Origin of the sequence: Nocardia vinacea, assembly GCF_035920345.1 — a bacterium.
Lineage (GTDB): Bacteria > Actinomycetota > Actinomycetes > Mycobacteriales > Mycobacteriaceae > Nocardia > Nocardia vinacea_A.
Genome location: NZ_CP109149.1, coordinates 2,284,659 through 2,301,390 on the forward strand (window position 1 = coordinate 2,284,659; position 16,732 = coordinate 2,301,390).

The window sequence follows — 16,732 nt, forward strand, 5'->3', positions numbered from 1 at the left end:
GCGGACTCGGCGCCGCCCGGGTTCGGCGTAAGTACCTCGGGACAGGCAGCGAGTCAACGAAATTCAGGTAAGAAATGCTTCGGACCAGCGGCCGGGGATCAGCTCGGCGTCGATCCGGGTTCGGCGTGGTCACCGCCGATCACGCCGCCGGGAACAGTTTTCGGGTCGGGCCCGAGCAGCTCTTCGGTGTTCTCCATGTTCCGAAGCCACTCGGGGAGCTGATGAGACTCGTCGTCGCCCTTGGATTGGCCACGGCCACCGCCCATTCCACCCATGCCCGACATGCCCGAGGTGCCGGTGCTGGTGGTCGCCGCACGTACCGCGTTGGCTGTCGTACCGGCGGCGGTCGGTGTACCGGGCACGCTGCTGCCGGGCTTGCCCGAGGTCGTGCCGGAGGTGCCACCCAGCCCGCTGCTCGTGCTGCCGGTGCCGCCCGGATAGCTGCTCGGCGTCGTCGAAGTGCTCGTCGTAGGGGCCACTGAACTCGGTTGGGTAGCCGAGGTGCTCGACGGGGTCTGCGACGAGGAATCGGTACTCGTGGGAGTGGTCGACGACGGATCCTGCGAATTGTTCGTCGGATCGGTGGTGGGCTGCGAACTTTCGTTCTGATCGCCTTTGCCCTGGTCGCCGGACCCGGACGTCGGGTTACCGCCACCGTTTCCACTTGTCCCGGGGGTGTAGCCGTCGTTCTTGGTTTCTGGTGGCTTGTACAACGGATCGGTTGGGCTGTTCGGCACCGGAAGCACCGGAATCTGCTTATCCGCCGAAACAAATGTATCGACGTAATGACTGCGCATGGCTTCCCGTGCGGAACTTTCGCAATCGTTGCGCACCGCAGCGGAATTGGGGCCGTGGTAGATACCCAGGTTCCAGCTCTTCGGGTTGTACCAGGATCCCCCGTCCGGCGGCTTATCGACGGCGTTCTGAGTATCGTTGACGCCCTTGGCCGCTGCCGACACCCGGTCGGCGAGATTCTGCAGCGGTGTTGTCAGGTCCAATGCGGCCTTGGCGTATTTGCTGATCGCGTCTCGCGAACTATTCGCGGCAGTACCGTCCCAGGCCGCCGAGCTCGAATGATTGATCCGGTTGGCGAAAAGTTCTGCAGCCGAAGCCCAGCGGGCGGCGATTTGGGCATACTCACCGGAGCCGTTGTGCGCCTCGGTCGTATTCAGCGGGGTGAACGCGTTGTAGATCTTCCAATGATTCCAGCTATCAACATGTTCACCGCCACTGGAAATCTTCGACGGCTCGTTCGAATCGCTCATTTCGACGCACCGACGGCCGGCGGCGTTGTCACGCCCAGTTGGGTCGGGGTGCCGATCTGGCTCGTTTCTACATTGGCCTTCAACTCGTTGTAGCGAGCGGCGAATTCTTGATCCTGCTCGACGTATTTCTGAGCGATTGCTCGGTGCAGGTTTTGGATGTCGTCGACGATCTGGTAGTGCTGCTGGAGGATGTCGAAGACGTTGTTGTCCGAGTCGGTGGCTGGATTGACGATCTTGGCCTTGCCGCGAAAGCGAGCCACCAGTGTGCTGGCCGAGGTCATGCCGTCCGTCGCCTCGCCGAGGCCCCAGTTCTTTCGGTCGGAGATCCTGTGTGCGATCGTCTGAAGAGCCTGTATCTCGTCCTTGAAAGCCTGGCAGTCGCGTTCGATATATACGAACTCGTCGGCGTTTACGCGCACTTCGTTGCTGAAACTGACGGTCAGCTTGCCGTCCTGAGCGTCCTTGATCGCGTTGGCCAGCGGCCCCGCAGATGACGGTGTCGTGGATTCGCCGCTCACGATTCGTGTTCCTCCCCAGGGGTTTCCGGCCGGGATAGACCGGAGGTCGTTCAAGTCTAGAGGGTGTCAGGTATCGCTGGAATGATCTGGGTTGCGAGGCGCTTGGCGATCTCGCAAGAGTGCTGATTCCCAGACTTTCGACGTGACCTAGGGTTATCGATACTGACCTCCAGGCTGCCGCCCCTCATCTCAACAATCAGGATGCAGTGCTCATGCTGGTCCGTCTGATCATCGCTTGGGCGATAGGTAAGCGCCGCCCGCCCACCGACGTTGAGATCCTCGGTGACAGTGAACTGGCTGTTTGCATGCACCATCGCCAGGGTGATGGTGGTGGTGTCGATAGTCCCTGAGTAGCCGTCGGACTGAACCCAGATGCAGCCGCGCCACTTGATTCCCCCGGGCCTATCTGTGTTGTCAGCCCCCTTGTTCTTCAGTTCCTCCGACTGGATGAGAGACTGCGGAAGATCCTTACACGCGTCAAACCCGGCTGGCACATCTGCGGCGATGGTCGGCGTCGCCGACGCGCTGTTTGTGTTGCTGCCCTTCGACTCCCCACCGGAGTTGCACGCAGAAACCAGGACGACCACCCCCGCACCGAGAACCACACCCCGGACCAAACCACTCCAGCTGGCCATCTCGTCCTCTCGCACCGGTGCCATCCCAGACCTGGGGCCGGACCGGCTTCCCCGCCCCCTGCAAGCTCGTCTAGACCGTACCGGCCAGGTCACCAGCTCGCAAAGCGTTCATCTCGCGGCTGCCATCCCGGACGAACACTGAATCCAAAGAACCCCAGATACCGAAAGTAGCTGGGGTTCCTATGAATTCACCTTCACACGCCGCTCAGGACAGCTCGAACTCGCCGCCCTGCACACCCGCAGTGAACGCATCCCACTCGGCGGGACTGAACACAAGAGCCGGGCCCGTGGGGTTCTTCGAGTCCCGTACCCCGACTGTGCCCCCGTCGAGGTGTGCAACCTCCACGCAGTCTTTCGTCGAGCTGCTGCGGCTGCTCTTGTACCACTTCGCCCCGGACAGATCGACACTCACGCTCTGTGCTCCTTCGCCACAGCCAGGATCTTTCGCCTGGACTTGCTCTCATCCAACGCTACACGTCCGATCTCGGCGAGCGCAGTCCGATAAGGTTCCACGTCCGCCTCACGTTCCAGGTACAGGTCACCCCTGTATTCCTCTACGTAGACGATCGGTGGTTCCGTGAGCTTGGACTGCGGCAAGGGCGGAAACTCCATGAGCGAGCACGATCCGACGAGCACACCGAGATGGTTGCGGGCGTTGAACGGGACAACTCGTATCGAAACGTTCGGCAGGGAACCAACTTCGGCCAGGTGCCGTAGCTGTTCACTCATCACCGCTGGACCGCCCATTTCCTCGCGCAGCACAGCTTCCGAGAGCAATATCCCGACAGCGAACCCTGGATCCTCCAAGCGTCTCTGCCTGCGTATTGCCCATTCAATTCGCTTCTCTATCAGCTCAGAAGGCAGGTCGGGAGACTCGATCCACGCAATCGCACGGCGATAGTCCGGGGTCTGGAGCAGACCTGGAAGTACGGCCAACTTCCACGCCGTCAGCCGACTGGCAGCCTCCTCCAAAGCCAGGTAATGGTCGAAGTCCCCGGTGATCTGATCGGCATACGAACGCCACCAGCCCCCACCGCGCTCCCGTGCGGCCCGCACCTCCTGCACCAGCCCCAACAAGATTCGTCGTTCGTCGTCGTTGGCCGCGTAGGCGTCGCAGAGGGCGTTGACCTGAAAGCTGGTGATCCGGGTCGATCGCCCTTCCTCGATGCGGCCGATCGACTGCGGGGAGGTTTCGGCCAGCCTGGCCGCCTCGGCTTGATACATGCCCTTGACCGTTCGCAATCGGCGCAGTTCACGGCCGAGGGCACGACGCGCGAGGGTACTGCCGGTAACGCTCATATCGTTAGCCTCACTATGTAGTGACCGGACTTTTGGAAGCCGTCAGCAGGTGGCGCTCACGTGGCGGTATCCGCGGAGAAAGTTTGGCGATAATACGATGGAAGCGGGCGATTGAGGATGCCGTTTCCCGAAAGTCGGGTGTGTACTTGCATCACCCCGGTAGCCGGGAAGTACCCACCGCCTAAGCGAATCGTTTTGTATCCCAGGCGGTTTCGGCCTCGGCTACCGGGCATTCCAGACACTCACACCCACGTTCGGAGTATCCGCATGCACGGCCTGCCGGTGACGAACCACAGCGAATTACCCGTGATGACAATCGAATACGCGCATCTAATCATGCAGAGCCACTTGGACTGCCAGGCGTCGATCTGCCCGGTCAAGGCGCAGGCGAAGAAGCGGCTCATCGAGGCCGGTCGGCTCGTCCCGGCCGATGTCCCGCACCTGGGGTTCTGATATGGCCACCGATCCCGTTCAGCACCAGTATCCGAACCATGCACTGTCACCGGTCCAGATGCATCGGGAGATCGCCCGCGACCTACACGCCGACTGCACGGTGCCGACGTGTGAGATGTTGCGCGGCTGTTGGACTCGCCTGATCGAGACAGGACATCCACACCCCACCGATTCGCCCGCCGACTGCCCCGCATGCGCCAGATCGTCTGCCTGACAACAGATCTCCAATACCGAACAACCAAGGGGTGCCCAATGCTCGCTCAGATCACCGCTCTGATCGTCCTGCTCACCACCCTCCCATACGGAATGTGGCTGGTCTGTAGCGTGGGGAAACTTCACGCCGATCTGGGCGCGGAGAACACCGGCCAGGCGGGTCGATGACCGCCAGAAGGCCGAACCGCCGTCAATCGCGGACCCCGGACCGCAATCCAGCACTGCCACAACGTGATCCGTTCGTCGGGCCTCCCGCTATCTACAGCGGTGCACCAGCCGATGTGGTCGAGCGGTTCGCGGACGCGGTCCGCGAATGGGCGAATCAGCCTGTGCCCGCGGTGTCGTCCCGGTGTCGGGCTGTCGAGTCCCCCGGCACCGGGCGTCCCAACAAGGAGGGGCGTGATGCGTCGAGATAGATTGCGGACCACCCGAACCCAGGACGGTCACAAGGTCGCCGTGTGGCAGCTGGCAGGGATCTCGGCCCGCATCTTACGTGCGCAATTCACTTCGGAATCCTTCACCGCGTACCGCCTGCCCTCGCGCACACCGCTTCCGGCAGCACAACCCGGAACGGTCACGTTCGACCCGTATCCCGATCTGGCGGCCGCCCGGGAGCTACTCCCCCAGCACGACGACCTGTGGGACGCGCTTCGAGATGACTACTGGGCCGCGCTGCGGAACAGCAAGCCGCTATGAGTGCCTACCAACGCCTGCACCTTCGTCCAGCGAGCTTGCTGCGCTACTCCCTCCGGCTGCTCGCCGAGCATAGTGGTACGGCGGCCGAATGCGATGTGGGCGACCACTATTCGACTGCGTTCGACGGACCCTCCGAACCAAGGCTCGATACAGTTCCTCTGCGCGGGCGCAGGTTTCGTACAGCATCCGCCACAGTGTCTTCTCCCGCAGGTGGATGTCGCGGCGGGAGATGAGTCGGTCGATCACGGTGCGGGAGCGAACTGGGGTGTCGGAGTCCGGTGGGGTGGACCAGCGCGCCGAGGTCGGGACAGCTGGTGCGTCCCCGCCTTGTTCGCGGCACCACCCCAGCCACTTGCCGACCGCGGCGCGACGCGCATTCCAGGTGTTCACCGCCGCCGAACCCCACAGGCACTCCAGCGCGGCGCCGATCTCGGCATCGGTCACCGCCGCCAGCGCCCGGTTGTCCGCACGTAGCTGGTGTGTCTGAGTTCACGTGGCTCGCGTCGTGTTCATGAGTAGCTTCTTGAGTATGGAGAATGAGGGACCCAGCCGGACAGCGCTCGTGACTGCTTACGCCCGTGCCTATCATCAAATTGTTGACCGGCCAAGGATTCTTACCGATCCACTGGCGGCACGTCTTCTGGGTGTCACTGTGGATGAGCTGACCGAATTGGGCCGGCCCGCAGAGGATCGTCCCGGTAGCGATGTGGGCTCGGGAATCCTGCGGCTGGGTGTCAGTGATCGGCCGCGCCGCCTGTTCTTTGCTGCTCGTGCCCGTTTCGCTGAGGATCGTGTGGCCGAAGCCGTCGCTGCCGGCGTGCGACAGGTCGTGATCCTCGGCGCGGGCCTGGATACCTTCGCCTACCGCAACCCTCATCCTGGCCTGCGTGTATTCGAGGTCGACCATCCCGCTACCCAAGCGTGGAAACACCAACGCCTCGCCGCATCCGGTATCGACCAGCCCGAGCGGTTGACTTTCGTGCCGGTCGACTTCGAAACCGACACACTGGCAACCCGATTGGAGGCCGCCGGATTCAGCCGTACCGATCCGGCCGTATTCGTGTGGCTCGGTGTCGTCTTCTATCTGACCCCGGACGCCGCCCGCACCACCCTCGAATACATTGCTCGTCAATCCGAGCCGGTCGAGGTGATCTTCGACTACCTGCAGTCGGCAGACACCGACGAGGATCGTGCGCAGATGCAGGCGCGCGCAAATCGAGCGGCAGCTGTCGGTGAACCCTGGTTCAGCTACTTCACTCCTGACGACATCGCCGCACAGTTGCGCGCGCTCGGCTTCACCGACGTCGAAGACCTCTCCGCTGCGGACCTCATCGCTGGGTACCTCGATGGATCCGCGGAATTCGAGGGCGAACCACCCCAGGCACTGCGCCCGGTCCGCATACTACGGGCGAGCCGCTGAGAATTCCCCGCAAGTTGACAGCAGGATCCAATCGATCGGGACGAAGCAATCGCGCTGCTCGGCTCGAGCGAGAGTCAACTGGTGGGCCGAAGCCATTCGGCGCTTGGCACTTCACGATCCGAAAACCGCTGGCCAAGCCGACGACGCTTTTGGCCGCCGTCGCAGTGTTCGCTCCTTCGGGTGACGCAGGCCCTGCTTAGTGGATCGAAGGCGAACTGCCGGGCAGTACAGCTAACTGCTCGGCCAGTTGCTCGGTGAATTCCGCCCAATCTGTCATATCAGGCCGAGCCGTTCGTATTCGATGGATCTATCGAGAGCGGCCAGCGAGGCGTTCGTTTGATACGTCAGCTGGACAGTATGTGCGAGACTCAGATTCTTCAGGCGCAGTGTTGTTTCCGGGAAAGCCCAACGGATTTCTGCGGCTTCCCCCGGCATGCGGGCGGTTGGCTCGCCGAGAGCGCCGGTAATGGCGTCGGACATCCTGACGAACGCGTCACGCACCATTGCTCGGCCGGTCGTGTCCTCGCTTGCCGAGTCTGTCACCATCAACTTGACGGACTCGGCTACGCCGTCGCGGCCTGTTACCGCACCGCTGCTCAGCCCGAAACCGCAGTCGAGCATGACCCAATCCGTTCGGGTCATCAATATCTCCCAGTCGAACCTTGCCGCTATCGCGGGCACCTCTTGCAGCCGCCACGACCAGTCCAACGACCGCAAGCCGGTAGCCAATTCGACTATCTTGTCATCGGTCAGCGCATGCCATCCCGTCATGGATTCACCCTATTCATCAGCTGACAGCACTGATGAATCATCCGCTGAGGTGATGTCGGGGCGTAGTCACTGAGAAGTGACTGCGCTGTCCAATGGCCGCGCCCGCTCGAGAATCTCGTCGACGGTCTGCTCCACGGTGAGATCGGAAGTGTCCAGCCACAATCCGATGCGCGGGGTCTGCGCTCGCAGCACCTCGTCGAGGCTGTCGACGGTGAACCCGTTGTAGGCGACCTTGTCTCGGCCCGCCTCGCGCGCGGCGACCGTGGCCGGTTTCGGCGCGAGTACCACCACATATCGCGGCCGGGTCCGGATGCGGTCGAGGGTGTAGGGCAGGAACTCCCCGAGCACGACATCCTGGATGATCGCGGTGAATCCGGCTGAGGCGTACGCATCGGCGGTGTGCGCGGCCAGCGCGTGCCGCAGCCGCAGTTGCTCCAGTGCGTCCGTCGACGGTTCCGGACTCATCTCCGCCCGGCCACCGATGATGAAGCGCCGGAACGCATCTCCGGGCACATGCGCCGAACGCGGCAACCGCTCCGCCAACGCCTGTGCGACCGTGGACTTCCCGGCGGCCTGGATACCGGTGATCAGATAGACGGCGGATTTCATATCCGCCATGATCGCAGCCGAGCGCCACTCATTTTCCGCCGCCGTTCCCCCGACTCAGCTCGTCCGGTGGGGCGGGTGCAGTCGCGACAACTTACCTGCCGCGACCCAGCGTCGGTAGATGCCGTCCACTGGCTAGTCCTGCGCTGGGCGAAGAATCGGGTTGATCTCGGCCAGCATGGCGATCAGCTGGCTTGCTCCATGACGTACCAGCTCATCAAGCGCCCCAGTCAATGTCTCGCACTCTCGCACAGCAGCATCCCGGTCACGGGAGAACACCCCTAACACGTCGAGCACCGCTGTTTGGATCCAGTCGCCTTGGTTCGGATCGGCCGCAGCGAGTCCTGAGGCGACGGCTGCGAAACCGACCACGTCCTGACGTCGGAGCAATGCCTCCGCCGTCGCGTAGGTAACGAATGTGTCGCCAGCATCAAGCATGAGGCCCAACAACGGCCCCCTGGCCTCGGGTATTTCGGCGAAGTTGGCCAGGCAGCGGCCTGCGTCCGCCCTGTCTCTGCAGTCGGCGCTTTCCGCAAGCCTGATCAGCCTGGCTACGACTGCACCTCTCACCTCGTTGCTCATGGGTGCACGTTCCTGCGACCACGACGGAAGGTCCATCAACTTCCCGCCGATGACCGAGATGCTCGCAAGGCGCGCACCAACTCAGCTCGCGCGGTGGATGGGATGCAGGCGCGATAGTGCACGCACCGCGTCGGCGCGCGAGATTAGCTGGTCGCCATCGAGTTCGGCGATGGCTGCCTCCATCCATTCTCGGATCAGTGTCGACAGGCCTATGCCGCGGCTGTCGGCGAGTTGCTTGACCCGGGTGTGCAGGTCCAGCGGCATGCGAATGGAGCTGGTCACCATGATGTCGTCACCGGGGGCGAGTGGCGGCGGCGCCTTTTCCGGCGGGACCGGTTCGTCGCTGAAGGTCAGCCGATCCATGAACGCCGCCACTTCGTCCGGGGTGGACGGGAAATCCTTGTCACGCATCACCGGTTCTCCTGTTCCCACTCCTCGAACATTTTCAGTTCGTCGGCGCGCATTTCCCGGGCGCCGATGATCAGCCAGGTCCACTGGTCCTGTTGGCGCGTCGCCACGATCAGCGGCCGCCCGGTACCCGTGCGACCCCAGACCGACAACACCGTCACGTGCCCGTCATCGGCGATCCGCGGCCAGCGCCGTGCGCCTTCCAGGATTTGGCGTACCTCCCGGGGTCCGATGCCGATCAGATGCGCGAACGCCCAGTCCGGCCACTCGAACCCCATGACCACATACTACGCGCATAGTAACCGACCGATCGGTCCCAGTTGCATGCTTGACGCGTAGGATTTTTCCTACCTATAGTCGAGATCATGAACATCACCGAAGGGCGGGTCTTCGCGGCACTGGCCAGCCCGGTTCGGCGCGAGGTATTGCGACTGCTGCGCGATGGCGGACCACAGCCGGTGACCGATCTGGCCGCACATTTCGAGATGGCGCGGCCGAGCTTCTCCGAACATCTGCGGGTGTTGCGGGAGGCCGAGTTGGTCAGTGAGAACAAGGTGGGGCGCCAACGGCTGTACCGGCTCGAGGCGGCCCCGCTGTACGAGATCCAGGAATGGTTGCACCCGTTCGAGCGGTTCTGGCGCGAGAAGTTGGCCGGGCTGCGTGAACTGCTGGACACCATGGAAGAGGAGTAACGATGACCGATGATCCGACCACCATTCACGTGGACGAATTCCTGGCGCACCCACCGGCGAAGGTGTGGCGTGCGCTGACCGAGCCCGAGTTGCTCGCGCGGTGGTTCATGCCGTCCAACTCCCGACTCGAGGTCGGGCATCGCTACACCATCGATGCGAAAGCCGTTCCGGCGACGGGCTTTTCCGGTGCGATCGCGGCCGAGGTGCTGGCCTTCGAATCGGAGCGGATGCTGCGCGTCGGCTGGCGCGATGCCGACCCGGATGCCGAGCACGGCGCCGACTGGACGATCACCTGGACGCTGGAGCCCGAGGGGAAGGGCACCCGATTGTTCTTGGCACACGCTGGATTCGACCCGGACCACCCGCTCCAGCAGAAGGCCCGCACGATCATGGACGCCGGTTGGCGCTCCCATGTCATGCGGCGCATCGACGAGGTGTTGCGCGAGTTGGAGTCGTCGCCGAACCTCGGGCGCTGAGTCGCGCCGCGTTTGCCTGCTGGTGCACCCATTTGTCGCAGCTACCGGGTGTGAGCTGGCGATGAGGGATGTGCGGTACTCGCTCAGGGGTTTTCGGCGGTCACGATGATTGTGGTCCAGCCGCCCAGGTGGAGGCGGTCACCGCTTTGGAGTTGGACCGGTGCCTCGGCGGGGATCAGGTCTTCGCTGCCGTTGAGGCTTGTTCCGTTGGTGGAGCCGAGATCGGTGATGGTTATGCCGGTTTCGGTGAGGCGGAGGATCGCGTGGGCGCGGGAGACGCCTGCGTCGGCGGGTGCGATGCCCAGATCGATCTCGGGTTGCAGGCCTTGGGAGACGCTGTGTTTGCCGATCAGGATGTCGGTTCCGCGCAACATGATTCGGCGCTCGGGATAGAACGCCGGGAACTCGACCTGATCGGCGTCGGGCCCCTTGCGGGCCTGCACGCGGTCGTAGAACTCGCGATCGGCGGTGATCGTGGCGACCCATGTCATCGCACCCGCCACGCTCGCGACCTCGGCAGCGGAAACCGCGGTGGCGGTGATGATTTCGGTCGGCAGGACGGCACGCGGCACCGGCGTCGGCAGCGCCGAATCGGCGCCGCAGACTTCACAGAAGCGACCGGCGCTCGGCGACCCACATGACGGGCACAGCGCGGCCGTGATCGTCGGCGCGGGCGCACCGATCGGTGAACCGCAGACATCGCAGTAATCCGTCGCGACGGACTGATGCCCGTCCGGACAGGTGGCAATCGCCATCACCCCTCCTTGCGTACCCGCGCTGTCTTGGTAGAACGTGCGTCCAAGGCCATTTCGTCCGCGGCCTCGACTCTGGCGCGCAACCGCACCGTGCCATTGCGCTCGTCCACTTCGACCACACCGCGCAACAGCTTCGCGGTGCCCTCGTTCCCGGATTCGGCGGCGAGCTCGACCGCGCGCCGCAGCTTCGCCGTCGCGGTCTCCACATCACCGTTTTTACGCGCGCTCAACCCCTCCTGCACGACCTGGGCGAGTTCGGCCTGTCCGGTGTAATGCGCGACGCGCCTGCTGATCCGGGCCGAGAGCTCGGTCTCGGTGGTCCATACCGCGCGCACCAATCCCTGGCCGACCACCTCGTCGCCGGCGACCACACTGATCCGGGCCGCGAGTTTCTCCCGTCCCGGCGCGGCGGGCTCGACCCGCACCTGCACGTGATAGTCGCGGTCCTCGGCCCCCCACGCCCCGAGCGGGTACTCCCCCAGTTGCGGTCCGGCATCGGTGCGTCGCGCGGTCAGATCCTCGATGGTCGGCGCGACCTGCTTGACGAACTGGACGGTGGCCCCTGCCGGTGTCCACACCCGCAGGGTGAGTTCCGGAATCGCCTTGGCCATCGACGTCTGCGTCATGGCGGCGAAGTCCGCGGCCAGATTCGCCGGATCCGCGACGATATCGACCGTGCCGTGCAGCGCCGAGGCGATGGCACGCAATTCGTCCACCTGCCAGTCGGTTCCGACGCCGCGGCAGTCGCAGGTGAAGATCCCGTCGGACTGTTTGATCTCGGCGGCCAGCGCCGCGGGTTCCTCATGTTCGTTCTTACCGTCGGTGAGCAGAATGGCGTGCACCATGGCATCCGGATGTTTCTTGGCCAGCTGCCGGGTCAGCCCGAGCCAGGTGCCCATGGCGGTGCCGCCGTTTGGGCGCAACTTGTCCAGTGCGCGGCGGGCCGCTGCCCTGGTATCGCGATTGACGGGCACCGATGGTTTGTCGCTCGGATAGGTCAGCCGCGCCATCGATGTGCCCTCGATGATCGCGAACCGGGTGCCATCCTTCAATACATCGAGTGCGGCCAGCGTGGCTCGGCGCGCACCCTCGAACTTCTTGCCGGTGGCCATCGATCCGGAGCAGTCGATGATCAGCACCTCCAGTCGGTCCGGCTCCGGTCCGGCCGCCACGAAATCCGCTCCGGTCTCCACGGTCACCACCGCGTCGACCGTGTCCGCGCCCTCGGCCAGATATTCGTTCTGGTCTATCGCTACCGAAATACCGTTATTCGCAATGGAACTCACTGTGCTACTCCCGCATCGACCGATGGCCCGATCGGCACCAGCGCGACGGTGATGTTGTCGCTCCCCCCGGACCGTAGTGCAAATTCGACCAGCGTCCGCGCCGCCTCCTCGCGCGGTAACCCGCTGACCATCCGTGCCAGCGCCGCCGGATCGGATATGTAGTTCCAGAGTCCGTCACTGCACAGCAACAGCACCCCGGGACCCGTGGTGTGAAAGGTCTTCACACAGCGGTCCGACCACGCTTTGTCCTCGCTGTCGGCACCGAGCCAGCGCAGCAAGGTATGCGCCCGCGGATCCCGCATCGCGGACTGCTCGTCCATGGCACCGGCATCGACGAGCGCCTGCGCCCACGAGTCGTCGACGGTCAGCCGCGTCGACGGCAGATTCCCGCCCACGATCGGCTCGATGCCGGTGCCCTGCAACCAATATGCCCGGCTGTCACCGACATTCGCGACGGTGATCTCCACGCCGTCACCGCCGTATCCGCGCACGATGGCCGAAACGTAGGTGCACGACGGAGCGTGGCCTTCGTGTGTCGCGATATCGCGGACGGCCTGCGACGCGGCTGTGAGCCCGGCCATGACCACCGCCGTGCCGGAGCGTGCCTCGGCCAATGCGGTGAGGCAGGCATCGACGCCCGCACGCGCCGCCGCGCCCGAGGCCGCCTGCGGATCGTCAGAGGTGGAGACGCCGTCACTGACCGTGATCACCGTGACGATCGGGCGCTTGGTCCCGTCTTCCAGTACCGCGGCGGCGACCGCATCCTCGTTGCGCGCGTGCGCGATACCGCGATCGGTCATGACATAGACCGCGCCGAGATCGGCCTCGAATCGATCCGGCTGCGGCCGCAATTGACCGCAGCCGCCACAGTAACCGTCGGCGTCGTATCGGGTGCCCCCACAACCCTCACACGTCGGTGCCGCGTCCGGATCCGACCGCGGCAGCGCGATTCGCCGCGCGCCGAGTTCACGACCGCAGGCCTCACAGAACCGGTAGGCGACCCCGACCCGCGCCGCGCATTCCGGGCACCGCGGCTCTACCGCGATATCGGACTCGGTCATAGGTTCGTCCTCGGCCGGATCGCATTGGCACGATCCACCAGCTCGAATCGGGCCCACATATCTTCGGTTTCGCGGGCGAGGTCGCGATAGCAGCGCTCCAAACCGGTTCGTACTCCGTCCTGATCGAGGTTGACGCCGAGCAGCGCCCCATGTGTTATCGGTGCTTTACCCGCGCGCAGCCAGTTCAATGCGGCGTCCAGCACGCGCATCCGCACCTGTGCGCCACGGCTTTTCGATTCGATCCGCAATGCTTCGACCCGACCGCCCGCATCACGCAGCAGCGGTTCCGACAGTTCATCGGGTGCGCGCCCGGCCAGCATGGTCTCCACGGCCGTGAGCCGCGCCTCGGTGTAGAGCGCCGAGGCCGAATCCACCTGATCGAGTACGGCGACCGCACCGTCCCGATCGCCGTCCGCGTTGCGCAGCCGGGCCAGTCCGAAGGCGGCGCTGACGAAGCCGTGGTCGGTGCGCCAGACCGTGTCGTAGTAGCGCGCGGCCTGTTGCCGATCCGACTGCGCACCCGCGAGTTCGGCCACGGCCGCTTGTGCGACCTTCGGTGCGGCCTCACCGGGCAATGCGGCGTACACGGCATCGAATTCGGCATATGCCGCATCCGTATTGCCCGCGAGCAGCTCGGCTTGGCCGCGATACCAGGCCAATCGCCAGTCACCGGGGAGGGTATCGGCGAGCTCCTCGAGTCGGCGCAGTGCATCGATCGGGTCCCCGATCTCCAAGGCAGCGCGCACCAGCCGCAGCGGAATCTCCACGGACGCACCGCGGGTCGTGAGCACCGAGCGCATTCCCGCCTCGAAGGCCGGTTCCAGTTCGGCCGGTGCAGTTCCGCCGGTGGTGGCCAGAAGCGCCGCACCGCTGTCGTTCGGATCGACCAGCGGAACCGGCAGTGCCGCAACGATACTCGTCGGCGTCGGAGCTTCCTGAATGCCGAATACGCCACGCGGCGGCCCGAAGTAGGCCGACATTCCGGGACGCGGCACACCGTCATCGATGCTCAGCACCTCGCGCAGCACGCCGGTCAGCTGATCGGCCATCTCCTCCATCGAGGAGAAGCGCGCCTCCGGATCGGCGTCGGTGGCACGCAGGATGAACCGGTGCAGCGAATCGTATTTCGCCAGTAGTGGTTCGGCCTCAGGGCCGGGCAGTGCGCCGAAATGTCCGCCCTGCTGCGGCACATTCATCAGCAATACCGCGAGAGTGCGCCCGACTGTGTAGACCTCGGTGGCTACGGTCGGCCCGCTTCGGGAAATTTCGGGGTCCTGATAGCCGATGGTGCCGTAAATAGGGCTGTCCTGATCGTCCATGGCGATCACCGCGCCCATATCGATGAGCTTGAGCTGCTCATCGGTCTGCATCACATTGTCCGGCTTGAAATCGCAGTAGGCCAGGCCGAGCGAATGCAGATAGCCGAGCGCGGGCAGCATCTCCAGAATGTAGGCGATGGCCTGCGGCGGCGGCAGGTAGCTGCCCCCGGCATCGCGGCGGGCGCGCAGGATCTGTTTGAGCGACGTCCCGCCGACGTACTCCATGACGATGTAGCCGACCGCGACACCGTCGGCGCCGCGGTGCTCGACGAAGTTGTAGATCTTGACGATGCTGGGATGTTCGACCTCGGCGAGGAATCGCTTTTCGGCGACGGCCGCCGCCATCGCGTCCAGATCACCGGAATTGAGCAGACCTTTCAGCACCACCCAGCGGTTGGCGACATTGCGGTCGGTGGCCAGATAGATCCAGCCGAGTCCGCCGTGCGCCAAACAGCCGACCACGTCGTACTGTCCGCCGACCAGATCGCCCTTGCCCAGCTTCGGCGTGAACGAGAACCGGGTGCCGCAGTTGGGACAGAAGCCCTCTGTGCGGCCGGGCGTACCGTCATGGCCGCGGCCGACCGGCCGTTCACATTTGCCGCAGAACCGCTTTCCCTCGGCGACCTGTGGATCGGCCAGGACCGCGGTGGCCGGGTCGATGCGCGGCATCCGCGGCACTTCCACCATGCCCGCGCCGAGGCGGCCGCGAGCGCTGGATTTCGACGAGGACCGGCCGGTGCGCACCGAACGTCCGGAGGCGCGGGTGCTTCCCGAGCGGGCCGACAGTGCGGAAGTTCCGGAATTTCCGGCCGGAGCTGTGCCGCAAGCATTGCAGTAGCCGTCGACGATGGTTCCGCCGCAGCCCGGCTCGGCACAGATAGCCTGCCGCGATTCAGTCGGCGCCGTAGCGCAGGCGTCGCAATACCCACCGACAATAGTTCCGGTGCAGCCGGGTTCGGCGCAGCTCCGACCCTCGCTCGAAACCCCATGCGGGATGGGTATTTCCGCCGATACCGTGGTCGCCTCGGCGGGCGCGGTGCCGCACACCACGCAGTATCCGTCTTCGATCGTGCCGCCGCATCCCGGCTCATTACAGGTCATCTGCCCCGCCCCGATTTCTCCCCGATGATCTGCTGGAAGTCGGCGACCGCCCGGGTGACGGCCGCCAGATCGCACGGTCGCCGCGCGAGCAGACCCGCCGCGATCTGATTGGAGGCCAGGACATCTCGGTCCTCGCTGACGCCGAGACGAGCCGCCTTCGCCTGATAGGCGGCCAGTCGGCCGCGCAATTCGCTACGCCGATCGAGCAGGCCCTGAGCCAACTCCTGCACGGTGGCCGCTCCCGCGGTCGCGTCCGCGATCCGCGTGCGCAACCGGACCAACTCCGCTGCCGTACCCGATTTCGCGGATAACGTATCGAGTTCCGCTTCGAGCGCGGCGGTGTTGTCCTCGTACACCGGCAGCGGGCCCGCCAGAATCTTCGCCTCGACTCGCGCCCTCGCCTCCGCCGCGCGGGCTCGGGTGGCCCGCAGCACCGCCAAGCGCCTGCGGGTTTCGGCGACCGCCTCGGCCCAATCCGCAGCGACCGCATCGAGTTCGGCGATGATGGTGGCCACCTGCCGCAACTCTCCCGACAACTCCGCGATGCGCGCATCGATCTCCGGCACCGTCAGCGCGAGCGGATCGGTCGCCGAACGGCTCAGCAATTCGGCGATACCGTCGCCGATCGCGCGCAGTTGCGTGATCTCTCCCCCGGCCGCGCCCACCTTGTCCAGGGTGTCCTGCAGTGGCGCGAGGCCCGACATCACCCGGGTGTTCACCGCATCGATCGCGTCGAAGAATTCGGCGATTTCCGGGAAGGTGGCCCGCATGCGATCAACGGTATCGGCGAGTCCGACGAACAGAACCTCTTCGGCGGGTCCGGTGAGCGAACGTTGCGCCATCGGTATCGGCGTGCGCGCGGCCTCGTAGGGACGCCCGCGCAGCAGCCGGGTGAGTTCGGCGCGCTCACCGTCGTCGAGGCGAGCCCGAGTGCCGCGCACCTTGCGCGCCGAATCCAGGATGATCTGCAGACGGCTGTAGTCCTCCCACATCAGCGCGAGCGCGCCCCGGACCGGCAGCCAGCGCTGTTCGGTCACCCCGGTCGACGGAAAGCGCTGCAGCAGTGTATGGCCCGGATGTTTGTCCAGTTCCAGCAGGGTGGCGGTGATGGCATCGAATTCGATTGTGCGGGTGGCCAATTCAGCGTCGATTTCGGCAAGAGTGAGTAGCTGCATG

21 protein-coding genes are annotated in these 16,732 nt (G+C 64.8%); 6 read left to right on the forward strand and 15 right to left on the reverse strand.

The window, feature by feature from the left end; all coding sequences use genetic code 11:
• Positions 1 to 98: 98 nt before the first annotated feature.
• The 5 genes from OIE68_RS10775 to OIE68_RS10795 form a co-directional block, all read right to left on the reverse strand.
• The gene (locus OIE68_RS10775; RefSeq protein WP_327099237.1) at positions 99 to 1,265 is read right to left on the reverse strand and encodes a hypothetical protein; all 1,167 of its coding nucleotides are present in this window, start codon (positions 1,263 to 1,265) and stop codon (positions 99 to 101) included.
• On the reverse strand, positions 1,262 to 1,783 hold the full coding sequence (locus OIE68_RS10780) for a hypothetical protein (protein ID WP_327099238.1): 522 nt from the start codon (positions 1,781 to 1,783) through the stop codon (positions 1,262 to 1,264). The genes OIE68_RS10775 and OIE68_RS10780 overlap by 4 nt, the downstream gene beginning before the upstream one ends.
• Before the next feature lie 56 nt (positions 1,784 to 1,839).
• Complete coding sequence (locus OIE68_RS10785) at positions 1,840 to 2,433, reverse strand: DUF3558 domain-containing protein (RefSeq protein WP_327099239.1); 594 nt, start codon at positions 2,431 to 2,433, stop codon at positions 1,840 to 1,842.
• 190 nt (positions 2,434 to 2,623) lie between these two features.
• The gene (locus OIE68_RS10790) at positions 2,624 to 2,830 is read right to left on the reverse strand and encodes a DUF397 domain-containing protein (RefSeq protein ID WP_327099240.1); all 207 of its coding nucleotides are present in this window, start codon (positions 2,828 to 2,830) and stop codon (positions 2,624 to 2,626) included.
• The gene (locus OIE68_RS10795) at positions 2,827 to 3,717 is read right to left on the reverse strand and encodes a helix-turn-helix transcriptional regulator (protein WP_327099241.1); all 891 of its coding nucleotides are present in this window, start codon (positions 3,715 to 3,717) and stop codon (positions 2,827 to 2,829) included. The genes OIE68_RS10790 and OIE68_RS10795 overlap by 4 nt, the downstream gene beginning before the upstream one ends.
• A gap of 267 nt (positions 3,718 to 3,984) precedes the next feature.
• Here OIE68_RS10795 and OIE68_RS10800 point away from each other — a divergent pair, with 267 nt between their 5' ends.
• The 4 genes from OIE68_RS10800 to OIE68_RS10815 all read left to right on the forward strand — a co-directional run bounded on the left by OIE68_RS10800 (position 3,985) and on the right by OIE68_RS10815 (position 6,499).
• A complete protein-coding gene (locus OIE68_RS10800) occupies positions 3,985 to 4,170 on the forward strand; it encodes a hypothetical protein (RefSeq protein WP_327099242.1) in 186 nt (61 codons plus the stop codon).
• 252 nt (positions 4,171 to 4,422) lie between these two features.
• Entirely contained in the window at positions 4,423 to 4,551 is a 129-nt protein-coding gene (locus OIE68_RS10805; RefSeq protein ID WP_327099243.1) for a hypothetical protein, read from the forward strand.
• A 234-nt stretch (positions 4,552 to 4,785) separates the two neighbouring features.
• On the forward strand, positions 4,786 to 5,079 hold the full coding sequence (locus tag OIE68_RS10810; protein WP_327099244.1) for a hypothetical protein: 294 nt from the start codon (positions 4,786 to 4,788) through the stop codon (positions 5,077 to 5,079).
• 529 nt (positions 5,080 to 5,608) lie between these two features.
• Positions 5,609 to 6,499 carry a class I SAM-dependent methyltransferase gene (locus OIE68_RS10815; protein WP_327099245.1) on the forward strand — a complete coding sequence of 297 codons (891 nt, stop codon included), beginning with the start codon at positions 5,609 to 5,611 and terminating at the stop codon, positions 6,497 to 6,499.
• A 273-nt stretch (positions 6,500 to 6,772) separates the two neighbouring features.
• Here OIE68_RS10815 and OIE68_RS10820 read toward each other — a convergent pair whose 3' ends face one another.
• The 5 genes from OIE68_RS10820 to OIE68_RS10840 all read right to left on the reverse strand — a co-directional run bounded on the left by OIE68_RS10820 (position 6,773) and on the right by OIE68_RS10840 (position 9,144).
• Positions 6,773 to 7,270: a DUF6301 family protein gene (locus OIE68_RS10820; protein WP_327099246.1), complete on the reverse strand. Its 498-nt coding sequence runs from the start codon at positions 7,268 to 7,270 to the stop codon at positions 6,773 to 6,775.
• Positions 7,271 to 7,336: 66 nt separating this feature from the next.
• Entirely contained in the window at positions 7,337 to 7,879 is a 543-nt protein-coding gene (locus tag OIE68_RS10825) for an AAA family ATPase (protein WP_327099247.1), read from the reverse strand.
• Positions 7,880 to 8,011: 132 nt separating this feature from the next.
• Positions 8,012 to 8,458, reverse strand: a complete 447-nt coding sequence (locus OIE68_RS10830) for a hypothetical protein (RefSeq protein ID WP_327099248.1) — start codon at positions 8,456 to 8,458, stop codon at positions 8,012 to 8,014.
• 81 nt (positions 8,459 to 8,539) lie between these two features.
• Entirely contained in the window at positions 8,540 to 8,869 is a 330-nt protein-coding gene (locus OIE68_RS10835; protein ID WP_327099249.1) for a hypothetical protein, read from the reverse strand.
• Complete coding sequence (locus tag OIE68_RS10840; RefSeq protein ID WP_327099250.1) at positions 8,869 to 9,144, reverse strand: hypothetical protein; 276 nt, start codon at positions 9,142 to 9,144, stop codon at positions 8,869 to 8,871. The genes OIE68_RS10835 and OIE68_RS10840 overlap by 1 nt, the downstream gene beginning before the upstream one ends.
• An 87-nt stretch (positions 9,145 to 9,231) precedes the next feature.
• Here OIE68_RS10840 and OIE68_RS10845 point away from each other — a divergent pair, with 87 nt between their 5' ends.
• Both OIE68_RS10845 and OIE68_RS10850 read left to right on the forward strand, forming a co-directional pair.
• The gene (locus tag OIE68_RS10845; protein ID WP_327099251.1) at positions 9,232 to 9,558 is read left to right on the forward strand and encodes a metalloregulator ArsR/SmtB family transcription factor; all 327 of its coding nucleotides are present in this window, start codon (positions 9,232 to 9,234) and stop codon (positions 9,556 to 9,558) included.
• Between the two features lie 2 nt (positions 9,559 to 9,560).
• On the forward strand, positions 9,561 to 10,034 hold the full coding sequence (locus OIE68_RS10850; RefSeq protein WP_327099252.1) for an SRPBCC domain-containing protein: 474 nt from the start codon (positions 9,561 to 9,563) through the stop codon (positions 10,032 to 10,034).
• A gap of 83 nt (positions 10,035 to 10,117) precedes the next feature.
• Here OIE68_RS10850 and OIE68_RS10855 read toward each other — a convergent pair whose 3' ends face one another.
• From OIE68_RS10855 to OIE68_RS10875, 5 genes are read right to left on the reverse strand one after another with little or no spacing between them, the layout of a single operon-like run.
• Positions 10,118 to 10,789 carry an FHA domain-containing protein gene (locus OIE68_RS10855; protein WP_327099253.1) on the reverse strand — a complete coding sequence of 224 codons (672 nt, stop codon included), beginning with the start codon at positions 10,787 to 10,789 and terminating at the stop codon, positions 10,118 to 10,120.
• Positions 10,789 to 12,075, reverse strand: a complete 1,287-nt coding sequence (locus OIE68_RS10860; protein ID WP_327099254.1) for a VWA domain-containing protein — start codon at positions 12,073 to 12,075, stop codon at positions 10,789 to 10,791. The genes OIE68_RS10855 and OIE68_RS10860 overlap by 1 nt, the downstream gene beginning before the upstream one ends.
• Entirely contained in the window at positions 12,072 to 13,136 is a 1,065-nt protein-coding gene (locus tag OIE68_RS10865) for a phosphatase (RefSeq protein WP_327099255.1), read from the reverse strand. Before OIE68_RS10865 ends, OIE68_RS10860 begins: the two co-directional genes overlap by 4 nt.
• The gene (locus OIE68_RS10870) at positions 13,133 to 15,556 is read right to left on the reverse strand and encodes a tetratricopeptide repeat protein (protein WP_327099256.1); all 2,424 of its coding nucleotides are present in this window, start codon (positions 15,554 to 15,556) and stop codon (positions 13,133 to 13,135) included. The genes OIE68_RS10865 and OIE68_RS10870 overlap by 4 nt, the downstream gene beginning before the upstream one ends.
• Complete coding sequence (locus tag OIE68_RS10875) at positions 15,553 to 16,731, reverse strand: hypothetical protein (protein ID WP_327099257.1); 1,179 nt, start codon at positions 16,729 to 16,731, stop codon at positions 15,553 to 15,555. Before OIE68_RS10875 ends, OIE68_RS10870 begins: the two co-directional genes overlap by 4 nt.
• Position 16,732 lies beyond the last annotated feature (1 nt).

What these genes read in the sequence shown, in the direction of transcription:
- OIE68_RS10775 (WP_327099237.1), bottom strand. Translation starts at nt 1,265, where the DNA reads ATGAGCGATTCGAACGAGCCGTCGAAGATTTCCAGTGGCGGTGAACAT.
- OIE68_RS10795 (WP_327099241.1), bottom strand. Translation starts at nt 3,717, where the DNA reads ATGAGCGTTACCGGCAGTACCCTCGCGCGTCGTGCCCTCGGCCGTGAA.
- OIE68_RS10800 (WP_327099242.1), top strand. Translation starts at nt 3,985, where the DNA reads ATGCACGGCCTGCCGGTGACGAACCACAGCGAATTACCCGTGATGACA.
- OIE68_RS10805 (WP_327099243.1), top strand. Translation starts at nt 4,423, where the DNA reads ATGCTCGCTCAGATCACCGCTCTGATCGTCCTGCTCACCACCCTCCCA.
- OIE68_RS10810 (WP_327099244.1), top strand. Translation starts at nt 4,786, where the DNA reads ATGCGTCGAGATAGATTGCGGACCACCCGAACCCAGGACGGTCACAAG.
- OIE68_RS10815 (WP_327099245.1), top strand. Translation starts at nt 5,609, where the DNA reads ATGGAGAATGAGGGACCCAGCCGGACAGCGCTCGTGACTGCTTACGCC.
- OIE68_RS10820 (WP_327099246.1), bottom strand. Translation starts at nt 7,270, where the DNA reads ATGACGGGATGGCATGCGCTGACCGATGACAAGATAGTCGAATTGGCT.
- OIE68_RS10825 (WP_327099247.1), bottom strand. Translation starts at nt 7,879, where the DNA reads ATGAAATCCGCCGTCTATCTGATCACCGGTATCCAGGCCGCCGGGAAG.
- OIE68_RS10830 (WP_327099248.1), bottom strand. Translation starts at nt 8,458, where the DNA reads ATGAGCAACGAGGTGAGAGGTGCAGTCGTAGCCAGGCTGATCAGGCTT.
- OIE68_RS10835 (WP_327099249.1), bottom strand. Translation starts at nt 8,869, where the DNA reads ATGCGTGACAAGGATTTCCCGTCCACCCCGGACGAAGTGGCGGCGTTC.
- OIE68_RS10840 (WP_327099250.1), bottom strand. Translation starts at nt 9,144, where the DNA reads ATGGGGTTCGAGTGGCCGGACTGGGCGTTCGCGCATCTGATCGGCATC.
- OIE68_RS10845 (WP_327099251.1), top strand. Translation starts at nt 9,232, where the DNA reads ATGAACATCACCGAAGGGCGGGTCTTCGCGGCACTGGCCAGCCCGGTT.
- OIE68_RS10850 (WP_327099252.1), top strand. Translation starts at nt 9,561, where the DNA reads ATGACCGATGATCCGACCACCATTCACGTGGACGAATTCCTGGCGCAC.
- OIE68_RS10855 (WP_327099253.1), bottom strand. Translation starts at nt 10,789, where the DNA reads ATGGCGATTGCCACCTGTCCGGACGGGCATCAGTCCGTCGCGACGGAT.
- OIE68_RS10865 (WP_327099255.1), bottom strand. Translation starts at nt 13,136, where the DNA reads ATGACCGAGTCCGATATCGCGGTAGAGCCGCGGTGCCCGGAATGCGCG.
- OIE68_RS10870 (WP_327099256.1), bottom strand. Translation starts at nt 15,556, where the DNA reads ATGACCTGTAATGAGCCGGGATGCGGCGGCACGATCGAAGACGGATAC.
- OIE68_RS10875 (WP_327099257.1), bottom strand. Translation starts at nt 16,731, where the DNA reads ATGCAGCTACTCACTCTTGCCGAAATCGACGCTGAATTGGCCACCCGC.